Genomic DNA, 11,836 nt, shown 5'->3' with positions numbered 1-11,836 from the left:
TGCCCGTTCGCTCGTAAGCGGGCGGGCACACTCTGCTGGGAAATCCTTAAGTCACAATACTATTCAGGTGGTGTCAACATGGCTTTGAAGCGAAGATCATGGATAGGTTATCTTATAGCACTGGCGGTAATTGTCGTTGCCGCAGTTGCCGGAGGCATCATGGCCAAGGCTGATCCGCAGACCTGGGACAGCACGGCCGATACCAGTTGGTACGTGCCGACGAATGATACTTTCAAAATTAACAATGCTAGAGAGCTTGCTGGTGTAGCCAAACTCGTGAATGAAGGCACTGTAAATGGACTCAGCGGTAAAATTATGGAGATTACGGACGACCTGGAGCTTTCTGCTTACCAGTGGGTGCCCATCGGTACGGCCGAGAATCCCTTCCGGGGAACTTTAATCACGGAAGGCGGATTAATCAAGAAGATTTACGGTTTGAACGTAGTGGCGAACCGTTCATACCAAGGCTTGGTAGGGAATATGCAAGGCGGTACATTAGGCGGCCTGAGTTTTGAATCAGGCACCATCTCTGTGACCGGAGTAACCTATGATGTCTATGCCGGCTCTGCCGTAGGTAAAATGAGCGGCAGCAGCATTGTGTTTGACATTACCAACAAGATCAATATCACTTCGGACGCTTCCCCGTATCACTCCTACACGGGCGGTATTGTCGGGATGGGCGAAGGGATGATCTCGAACTCAATCAATAACGGAACCGTTACAGCGTTTGGTTCAGCCGATGTGGGAGGAATTATGGGCTATGGCGACTCCAGAGGCATCATCATCAAAAAAATAGTCAATAATGGTGCGGTTCTTGCCCAGGGGACGGACAGCTCCGTGCTTACCGCAGGCGGGATTGCAGGTCATACCACAGGACCGCTCAGTCTAAATGATGAAGACACTCCTATCATCAATACGGCGGCGGTTACCATCGCTGGCGGGAATCAGGTTGCGGCAGGCGGGATTGTCGGTAAAGTAGACAATACCATCGTGTTCTCCAACATGACTACCAATAATGGTGCAATTACCGTTAATGCAGCAACGGCAGTGAACTCGGCAGCCGGGGCGCTGGTAGGTGCGACAGGAACAGTAGCCAGCCGTGAGGTTTCCATTACATTTGTGAATACGGCGCCGGTTACCAATAACGGTGGCAAAAACGTATATACTGGCGGCATTGCCGGATATACGGGCAGCAAATTCACCTGGACGCATCCTTATGTGAATACACAAAAGATTACAGCATCAGGGTCAGAGAATGTAGCTACCGGCGGATTCGTCGGATACGCCGCAGGCGGTCTGGTCACCAGCAACGCTACAGCGGGAGTATTCGAGAATAAAGAGCTGATCTCGGTTAACGGCGGCACAGGCGTCTACACCGGCGGGATTGCCGGTTATGATGCAGGCGGGAACATCACCCAGACCTCTTCAACAGGCGAGCTGAAGGTTAAAGGGACTGCGGATGTATATACCGGCGGTACCGTGGGTTACGAAATCGGCGGAACCATTGCATCATCAGTGACCGGCAAGACGGAAGGGCAACATCTGGCAATCACTTCCGATGGTACAATCGGCGGAATCGTTGGCTATCTGGAAGGAACCTTGAATAATTCTTCTATTAAATATGCTACACTGCAGGTTACTTCGGCAGGCGGTATTATCGGCGGGATTGCCGGTAACGCACAGGGTACAGTAAGCGGAGTTACGGCCGGAGATGCTGAATCGGCAGGCTACAGCACTTTGGTGCTTCAGGCTGCAGTAGCGGATGCGGCAGACGGGCAGGACAATATCACGTTCGGCGGACTCGTGGGTGTGAACAACAAGCCGTTGACGCTGACCGGCGGTAAGGCCTCGCGGATCAGCTTCCTGAATGAAGCCGGAAGAAGCGGGTACACCATCGGCGGCGCCGCTGGCAAGCTGACGGCGGATGCGGTCATCGGATCTGCAGCCGTGCCTGTGCAAGTGCAGGATCTCCGCACAGAGCTGAAGGCTGATAAGGTAAGCTTCGGCGGCGGTGCAGGGCATAACTCGGCTGCCCAGTTCAACGGGCACACGAATCGTATCGAGATTAAGGCTACAGGCGCTACAGTAAAAGCTGGCGGCATGTTCGGTGAGAACCATTCAGCCGCAGCCGCTCCGTTCAATCATGCGGAGAATGTAGCCATCACCGCGAGCGGTGCAGATAACCAGCTTGGCGGGAATACCGGATTCAATGCCGGACAACTGGTGAATGCTACCGTAACTCAGCTGTCTATTGAAGCCAGCGGTGTGCGTGCTGAAGCCGGCGGGATTGCCGGACATTCGGAAGGAACAGAGGCTCCTGCCACACGAGCAGGAATTACTTCAGCTGTACTGAATGTTCCCGGAGCTGACCCGATGATTACGCTGACTGCGGCGGATGCCAAAGCGGGAGCGATCGTTGGAGCAGCGGCAACGACAGATATTACAACGCCGGAAGTGAACGCGCAAGACGGTGCGCTGATGCTCATTCAGGCGCAAGCGGCGAAGCCGTCTGTCGGCGGCTTGGCAGGTACCCTTACGAACAGCAGCATCAGCAGTGACAGCAAAGTGGTCAATGTGGAGAATATGCTGATTCTGGCAGGGCCAGCGGCTACAGATGCCTATGTTGGCGGGCTTGTAGGCTATAATGAATCCTCCAGGCTGGAACGTCTGGCAGGTTCAGCGGTGAGTCTGACCCTTAATGCACCGCGCGCTACTGCGGGCGGGGTGGCCGGATATAACCACGGCAGTGCTACAGGTATTATTGTGGACACTTATATCAGCGGTCTGAATCTGAAGGCTAACAACGGGGCAGTGTCCTCGTATGCCGGGGGGATTGTCGGCCTCAATGCGGCTCAGAGTATTGACCCGGTACTCAATCCAGTGACCTCGGTCAGCACGATTCAGAATACCCGGACACTGGGTACGGTCTCCGCTACATCCGCCAATGCCATTGTGGGCGGTATGGTTGGTGAGAACCGCACGCTGATTGCCAACAACAGCATTACCGATAAGATCTCGGTGATCGCAAGAGGCAATTCCTCCATCATCGGCGGTCTGGCCGGTGTGAATACAGCATCGGGAACACTCTACTACACGTATTCCAATGCGAACCTGACCATTGAAGGAACAGGTACACATGCCGGGGGATTAGCTGGCAGCAATGCCGGTGCTGTCATTGGCTCTTATGTAGATATTGATGTGACAGGAGATGCTCAAGGAACCTCGGGCGGTTCCGTTTACCTGGGCGGACTCATCGGCAGAAATACAGCCGGTACGGTGGAGCAATCGTATTCTGTTTCCAAGGTTACCGCGAAGAACGTCTACACCATTGTCGGCGGTCTGATCGGAGAACTGTCCGGCGGAACGGTCAAGAATTCCTATGTAGCGAAAAGTGTTAACGCTGCGAACGACAATTCTTATGCGGGCGGCTTCGTTGGCCGAATTACAAACGGTAAAATAAGCAACGTCTACTCAGCAGCAGAGGTTAATGCAGACGAGAAAAAGACTGCTTATGCCGGCGGCTTCGCCGGACGTTACGATAATGCAAGTAAAGAACTGCTCTATAAATCCTACTATATTAAAGATGAAGGACTGAATATCAACCGCGATCTGCCTGATTTCGCAGAGGGCAATCACCGCTGGCTGAATGTGCATGTCCGGCTGACCACCATTCTGTCAGAGACACTGAAAGACAGAACGGTATTCCCGGGCTTGTCGGGCTGGGATTTCGAGGGAGCCTGGAAATACGGCTCGCTCAGTGCGGCCTACCGTTACCCTGAAGTCAATCGCATTGCCAATACCGGCGGCGGAGACAACGGCAATAACGTAAATGCCAATATTAACTGGTACACGAAGGATAAGGATGCGATCGGCTTCGAGATCACCTCGGAGGCTGAGCTGGCCGGTCTGGCGGGAATTGTCAACGGCACCATTGCCGGTGTAGAGCAATTCAGCTTTAAGGACAGAACCGTGACTGTGATGAATCCGGTCCATATCCAATCCAAGCAATGGGTACCTATCGGTGATAAGGAAGTCAATCCTTTTGAAGGAACATTCGACGGGAAAAGCCAGCTGATCGATGGTCTGACCCTGCAGCCTGTCTATACGCATTCCGGGTTGTTCGGAATCATTGGAGCGAATGCTACAGTGCAGAACATGAATCTGGAGCCGCTCACGGTTGCCGGCAACGGCTACACCGGCGTTCTGGCCGGAACGAACCTGGGTACAGTCAAGAATGTGGACCTTAAGCTGCTGGACGGCGTGAAGGTCAGCGGCGGGATTGTCGGCGGCATCATCGGCCAGAACTCAGGCAGTGTTGCCGCTCTGCAGCTTACGCTCGACGGCGGAAGCCGGATTGAGACGGTAGCTGAAGGCGGCATCGCCGGCGGCCTTATCGGCGACAACACAGCGGATATTACAGCTGACACTTATGTCATCCACGATAAGGATGGCAGCATCGGCAGCGCGGCTGACCATGCCGTTATCGGCGGAATTATTGGAGTTCAGAATGGTAATGTGACTGGTCTGGCCCTTGAAGTGAATTCCAGATACCGGATTTCCTCCACGGGAATGGAAGCCACGGTTGGCGGACTGGTTGGACATTACCAGACAGGTCAAGCTGAAGGGCTGACCGTAAGCTTTGCAGACGGAACTCTGGAAGCGCGGGGGCTTGGCTCCATCCTTGGCGGTATGATCGGTCAATCCGATCAAGGGAACAGCATCCGCAATGTAATAGTAACCGGCTCCGGAAGCGGCATACAGCTGACAGCTAATGGTACGGCTGGCGGTGTTGTGGGCGCGAAGGAAGGCAGACTCGGCGGAATGCTGACCCGTTCTGTGGATAACGGCAACAGCTTCGATATTGAACATGCAGCAGTATCAGGCGTGAAGCTGGCTACAACAGGCGACAGCTTGAAGGCTGTGCTCGGCGGGATTGCCGGATCGGCTTCCCGGACAGCAATCAATGACGCCCGGTTCAAGGCTTCTCTTAGTGCCGCAGGTGAAGTAATCACTGCCGGAGGTATTGTGGGAGAGAGTGATAACTCCATCATCTACAATGCAGATTCGTCACCTGAGCTTCAAGCTGCGGCGAAGAGCGGTGAGGCCACTGTCGGCGGGATCGCCGGAACGATCTCAGCCCAGGATATTAATCAGGGCTTTGATTTTGGTAAGGCATATCCGCTGTATAAAGGGATCTACATCGCTAAGGTTCATGATGGACAGATCACAGTCACCGGAACAGACCATCGTGCTGACCTCTATGCGGGCGGTCTGACAGGCAAGAATACGGATGCTTCCATCTATAGCTCCGAGGTTGCCTCAGGTCTGAAGGTAACCGGCGGCAATACCGTGAGTGCAGGCGGAGTTGCCGGATACAGTAACGGTATCATTGTGGATACCATTGTCAGAAGCGGTGTGAACGCAGATAACAGCAGAGTAATCAATGCCGGCGGGCTTGTCGGCTGGGGAGACGGCGGCGAGATTCATTACAGTAAGGTGATCTCCGGCTCCGGCCAGTCCATCAACGTCGGATCAGCAGTTACTCTGGGTGAATCAGTACCGAATACACGCGTTGGCGGAGTGATCGGTATGGCCGATCATGTCCTGATTACGAATACCCATACGGATATTCCGGTAGTGATTGCAGATACCAATCAGGATAACACGATGTATGCAGGCGGCTTTGCCGGACTCCTGGGTGAGAACGGTACACTTGCCGGACAGATTCAGAAGTCTTATGCCACAGGCAAGCTGAATGTCAGCGGCAGATTAGGCTCCTATGTCGGCGGATTCGCCGGGTCTGTAGATCATTACTCGATCACAGATTCCTATGCCTCCGGTGACATCAGCAATACCGGCTTCGACACACGCAGCGGTGGTTTCGCAGCCTCCGTGGAGCGAAGCGGCAGCATCAGCAAGTCTTACGCTTTACAGAGCAAGATTTCTACTGTCGGGGTGAAGTCCTCGACCCGTTCCTATAATGGCGGCTTCGCCGGATATAATGACGGAATGCTTACTAGTGTGTACGCGAATGTGCCGCAGATTAGCGTTACAGTTGCAGGGGACAATGTCTCCAAAGGCGCACTGGTCGGCTACAACTTCCGGGACGGCAAAATTCTTAGCTCATCCTATACCGGCACACTGGATGCTGTAGGCCGTAATTCGGGTGCAGCCGCAGCTGCCGTAAGTACAGCAGCAGTTGATCCGCTGACTTCAGGACTCTGGAGTATCGACTATGATACTACCTTCCTGAACGACCTGACGGATGGGGCCATTACTGTACAGACTCCGCTGCAGCTCGCGGGGGCAGTCATGTTCTATAACGAGACAGGACTGAATTATTACAAGCTGTTCAACAGAACGGCTGAGAACAAGCCGGAGCTGACAACGATTTTGCTTGGTGCGGATATCGATCTTGCCGGACGCTACTGGACGGCATTCGACAGCTTCACGGGTGTGTTCGACGGTCAAGGCCATACGTTAAGCGGACTTTCACTGAAAGCCTCCGGCCAGCAGACCGCCGGATTCATCAAGGATAACCGTGGCCAGCTCCTGAATGTGAACTTTACCGGAGCAGAACTCTCCGGTGCAGTGAATGCAGGTATTGCTGCTGGAGTCAACCATAAGGGTGCAGTCATCCAGAATGTGAAGGTCAGCGGTTCCGTGGCTGCCAGCGCTGCCGCAGGCGGGGCAGCTGGTGTGAATCAGGGCACTCTGGAGAAGGTCACGAATGAAGGAGTGAAGCTTGCCGGAGCAGGCCGGATTGGCGGAATTGCCGGAAGCAACGCTGGTGTGATTCACCAGGCTGTATCGAAGGGCAACATTGATGTATCATCTGCACTGGCCGCAGGCGGAATTGCCGGTGAGAACAGTGCAGAAGGCTCCATCACTGAATCGCTGGTCTATGGCGATATCCGTGTAGCTTCAGCCCAGGCGATCGCTGGCGGGATCAGCGGACTGAATGCTGGAGAGATCAAGAACAGCTACTCTGCCGCCACGGTCCTCGCCGAAGGCATGTCTACTGCATGGGCTGGCGGTATTGCCGGTCTGGCAGAGAGCGGGTCGATTATTACTTCCCTGAACACCGGAGAAGTGAAGGCTGGAGTGAAGGGCAAGATTCAACCGCTGCAAGCCTTCTTCGGCGGGATTGCCGGACAGAAATCGGACAATGCCACGATCAGCGGCTCCTTGTTCAACAGACAAATGCTGAAGAATAATATTGCGTACTACAATCTGAATGGCCAGGCAGTGTCTGGCAATAACAGCAGTGCCATGGGGCTGCCGGGTGCAGAGCTTACTGGCGCGAATCTGCCGGCAGGCCTGGATGCCGGAATCTGGACAGCCCGGAACACATTCTATCCGCTGCCTCAGGCCTTTAACGGAACAAATGAAGGGACTCTGGCTTCAGCCGCTGTTATCCTGAACTCGCAGGATCTGATTAACCGCGTGGGTTCGGCATTCCACATGAGCAGCGGCGGAGCACTCTCCTGGAGCGCTGATCCGTCCAAGGCTGTAGTGAACGGTACAACCGGCAGCCTGATATCAGGTGGCAGTGCAGTGCTGAAGGCAACCGCTGGAGGACAGAGCAGAAGTATTGCTATTAATACCGCTGCATTCCAGTACCCGAGCGCAGCAGTTGCACCAACTGCAACTCCTGCAGATAAGAATTTCACTACTGAAGTGAAGGTGGAGCTGGCAACAGGCGAGCAGGGAGGAAGCATCTACTATACACTGGACGGTACAACACCTACAGAGACCTCCCAGCTGTACAGCGGACCTATCGATCTTAAGAGCACAACAACGGTTAGAGCCATTACGATTGTATCCGGCAAAGAGTACAGCCCGGTTGCAGCCTGGACCTGGACGCTTGTAGTCCCTAATCCGAGCCCTAATCCAAACCCTGGTACCGGCAATGGCGGCGGTGGTGGTGGCGGTCCAATTGCTCCGCTTCCAAGCCCGACACCTGCACCGGCAGCTCCGTCGATCACAGCGGTCGCTGGAACATCGACAGTAACTGGTGACAGTGAAGCTCCGGTCAAGATCGCTAAGAACAGCAAGCTTGCGCTGAAGGCTCCAGAAGGGCAGACGATCTATTACACAACGGACGGCAGCATTCCGACTGCCAAGAGCACGAAGTATACCGGTGAGCTGCTGATTACCAAGAGCATGACGGTCAAAGCCATTACGGACAAAGACGATAAAGTCATTACCATCGAGTATGCGGTGGAGAATGCGAAGTACAGCCTGAAGAGTAACAGCGGTGAGATCAAGTATATGGCAGCCTATCCGAACGGTCTGTTCATGCCGAACGCAGCCATCACCAGGTATGAGCTGATCCAGTCGCTTGCACCGCTGCTTGACATGGAAGAAGTGAATGTAGGCAATCTGTTCAATGATGTCAATGCCGAGAATGAAGGACTGACCGGATTCTTCGCATCGGCCGGCATTATTGAGGGCTTCCCGGATGGCGGATTCGGCGGAACGAAGGGCTTAACCAGAGCCGAGTTCTCCAAAATCATGACAACTGTGCTGAAGCTTGATGTAACTGAGACAGGCGTAACGAAGCAGAAGGACCTGAAGGGACACTGGGCAGAGAAATATGTCAATGCCCTGTCGCAGGCAGGTTATGTGCAAGGCTTCCCTGACGGAACCTTCAAGCCGGGAACACCGATTACCCGTGCGCAGGCCGTAGTGCTGATTAACCGGATTGCCGGCACGAAGAAGCTGACGGTAACGGCTGTACAATTCAAGGATCTTCCGGCTACCCACTGGGCTTATAAAGACATCATGTCGGTTGTGAAATAACAGAAATTCATAAGTGAAGGAGATCGGCGGATGAAAACAAAGCTGCTTGCCGTAAGCCTGGTCCTCTCATTGATCTCGGCGATACTCTTCTATTCCGGCCCCACCAGTGCGGATACACCTGAGGCGTACAACGCTGAACAAAGCTATGGAATAGCGAGTAAGGCGATCTTTTATCTGCGGGTGCTGAAAAGCGACGGTACTGCAAGCTCCACCGGAACAGGAGTGATCCTGTCTCCGGCCGGTACTGCAGCAACGGCGTATCATGTGGTCAAAAACGCACAGCGCATTGAAGGAGTCATGGCGGATGGAACGGTGATCAGTCCGATTAAAGTCACGAAGTCCGACGAGTTGAAGGATGTGGCCATTCTTGAACTGCCAACTCCTGCTGCGATGAAGCAAAAGGATAATGCCTATGCTTTTCTGCCGCTGCGGGGGGACAAGCTGAGACATGGTGAAGCGGTGTATGCCCTGGGCTATCCGCTCAAGAATACAGCGATCATCACGGAGGGGATTGTGAACACTCCGGCAGCCGACATTAACGGCAGAAGCCGGATTCTGACCTCGGCCCAGGTGGCAAGCGGAATGTCCGGTGGTCCTCTGCTGGATACGCATGGCGAGCTGGCGGGTATTATCTCCGGTTCCCTGCGGACGATGACTAACATTCATTTGATTGTGAATACGGAGGATCTGCGCAGCCTGCTGCCAGCTTCCTTCAACTAAAAGCAATACCAGAAGCAGCTTACACTTGAGGCTGCAATATAATACCGACTATGGCTGTCCTCAGGCGTTTCTTGGCAAACGCGGGGACAGCACTTTTTTTACAAACAAGAATGTATAAGCAGCTCGATGATCGTAATTCACCCCTATGGAAGGAGGAGGAACCCATGTGATTACGGCCTATTTGCTGGATGTGAACCAGAACGATCTATTCAAGCTGTCATCGATGCTTCAGCATACTGGCAAGGTGAATGTGATCGGCATGTCTGCTTATCCCGACAATGTTGTGGACCAGATTGTCCTGCTGCAGCCCGATGTGCTGTTTCTGGATCTTCAGCTGCCCGGCCATCAAGGAGTCGTTGTAGCCGAGCTGGTGAAGAAAAGGCTGCCGGATATTCAGATTGTGGTGGTCACAGAGACGAAGCAGCATGCCCTGTGGGCCTTCGACCAGGACATTGTGGATTATGTGCTGAAGCCGCTGGAGGAGGTCCGGCTGGGCCAGTCTCTGGAACGGCTGCGCAAGGGGAGCTGAAGCAGGCTGGCGGACGGAATCAGGGATGCCGGATGTTGTCTGCCCATGGTACAATGTACGGACAAGTAGAAAGGATGGGTGATTTTAGTTGAAGTATGATTTTAACCGTATCATTGACCGCCGCAATACCCGTTCCTACAAATGGGACCAGTCCGAGAAGCTGTTCGGAGACAAGGAGATTCTTCCGCTGTGGGTAGCAGATATGGACTTTGCAAGCCCTCCTGCGGTACAGGAAGCGATTCTGCGCCGCGTACAGTCAGGAATATACGGCTATAGCGTGACGGGCGACTCTTACAAAAAGGCGATTACCGGCTGGTACCGCAGACGCCATGACTGGGAGATTCAGGAGGAGTGGATCTCGGATTCTCCGGGGATTGTAACCTCACTCAGCCTGTCGGTGGAGCTGTTCAGCTCGCCGGGAGATCAGGTGATTCTGCAGTCGCCGGTCTACTATCCTTTCTATGATGTGATCCGGATGAATGACCGCAAGGTGGCGGTGAATCCGCTGAAGCTGGAAGCAGGCCGTTATGTCATGGATTACGTTCAGCTGGAAGAGCTGATGGCCGGCGGCGCGAAGCTGTTGCTGCTGTGTAATCCGCATAATCCGGGAGGCAGAGTGTGGGAACGGGAGGAATTGCTGCTTCTGGGCGAGCTATGCCTGCGGTACGGGGTAACCGTGATCTCGGATGAGATTCATTGCGATATGATCATGCCCGGACACAAGCATATTCCGTTCGCTTCCCTGTCACCAGAATTGTCAGACATTACGCTGACTACACTAGCGGCTACCAAAACCTTCAATCTGCCGGGGCTGCAGACCTCGTATATCGTCACCTCCAGCCCGGAGCTGAAACGGAAGTTCGACTATAAAATTAAGACGCTCAGCCTGCATATGTCGGCGTTCTTCTCGCCGGAGGCTGTGGAAGCGGCGTATAACGAAGGCGGAGAATGGCTGGATGAGCTGATCCTGCATATTAACGGCAATGCTGACTACGCCATCTCCTACCTTGCCGCGCATCTTCCGCAGGTGAAGCCGATGCAGCTGGAAGCCACCTATCTGCTGTGGATCGACTGCCGGGCGCTCGGACTCGATGCTGACGGGCTCAAGCAGCTGATGTACCGCGAGGCTAAGGTAGCATTCAACGAAGGGTCTGTGTTCGGTGCGGAAGGCCAGGGTCATCTGCGGATCAATCTCGCCTGCCCGCGCTCCCTGCTGGCTGAAGCGCTGGAGCGGTTCGTCAAGGCTGCGGCTGCTTATGTGAAATAGATATTGCCTTACATGTAATAGTGAACGCCGTTTCCTCTTGAACATCATGTTCGGAGGGAGCGGCGTTTTTTTGTTTTTTTGCAGGGGAACCTCCATAGTAGCAATGCAGCTTCCCGTTCCTTACTGGTCCAATATACGGAAGTCTGGAAATCCTGCACAAACTGCAACTCTCAGCACTTCTAAGTCGCTCAGCATGCCGTAATCCTGCCCGAAATGCAACAATCCGAGCAGGTAAGCTCCTCATCTGGGAGAAATCCTGCACAAACTGCAACAATCCATGCTGCGGGGCATCAGCCTAGCCTAAATCCTGCATAAACTGCAACAATCTGCTCAAACTCCTCCCCAACTCGCTCCTCTCTCCCCCTAATCCGCCCCTCTCTCCCAATATATTCATCTATATATGAAGCACTAAAGAAAATAACAAAAGCAAAAGGAGCGGAGGGGAAATTTGGAACTGTAGGAGCGGTAGCGTCCGCCTCCCCGGATTTCCACCGCGAACAGCGGTTTAAATCAAG

4 protein-coding genes are annotated in these 11,836 nt (G+C 53.9%); all 4 read left to right on the top strand.

What is annotated here, in order from left to right; translation table 11 throughout:
• Nucleotides 1-78: 78 nt before the first annotated feature.
• On the top strand, nucleotides 79-8,805 hold the full coding sequence (locus tag MKY64_RS16415) for a chitobiase/beta-hexosaminidase C-terminal domain-containing protein (RefSeq protein ID WP_340954317.1): 8,727 nt from the start codon (nucleotides 79-81) through the stop codon (nucleotides 8,803-8,805).
• 30 nt (nucleotides 8,806-8,835) lie between these two features.
• The gene (locus MKY64_RS16410; protein WP_340954316.1) at nucleotides 8,836-9,525 is read left to right on the top strand and encodes a S1 family peptidase; all 690 of its coding nucleotides are present in this window, start codon (nucleotides 8,836-8,838) and stop codon (nucleotides 9,523-9,525) included.
• A 166-nt stretch (nucleotides 9,526-9,691) separates the two neighbouring features.
• Nucleotides 9,692-10,054, top strand: a complete 363-nt coding sequence (locus MKY64_RS16405; protein WP_051478017.1) for a LytR/AlgR family response regulator transcription factor — start codon at nucleotides 9,692-9,694, stop codon at nucleotides 10,052-10,054.
• Between the two features lie 88 nt (nucleotides 10,055-10,142).
• Nucleotides 10,143-11,321 carry a MalY/PatB family protein gene (locus MKY64_RS16400; protein WP_340954312.1) on the top strand — a complete coding sequence of 393 codons (1,179 nt, stop codon included), beginning with the start codon at nucleotides 10,143-10,145 and terminating at the stop codon, nucleotides 11,319-11,321.
• Nucleotides 11,322-11,836: the final 515 nt, after the last annotated feature.

This window comes from Paenibacillus sp. FSL R7-0210 (assembly GCF_038009085.1).
GTDB lineage: Bacteria > Bacillota > Bacilli > Paenibacillales > Paenibacillaceae > Paenibacillus_AQ > Paenibacillus_AQ silagei.
The sequence above is the reverse complement of the archived record's forward strand: the minus strand, read 5'-3'. Positions and strand labels throughout refer to the sequence as shown.

What these genes read in the sequence shown, in the direction of transcription:
- MKY64_RS16415 (WP_340954317.1), top strand. Translation starts at nt 79, where the DNA reads ATGGCTTTGAAGCGAAGATCATGGATAGGTTATCTTATAGCACTGGCG.
- MKY64_RS16410 (WP_340954316.1), top strand. Translation starts at nt 8,836, where the DNA reads ATGAAAACAAAGCTGCTTGCCGTAAGCCTGGTCCTCTCATTGATCTCG.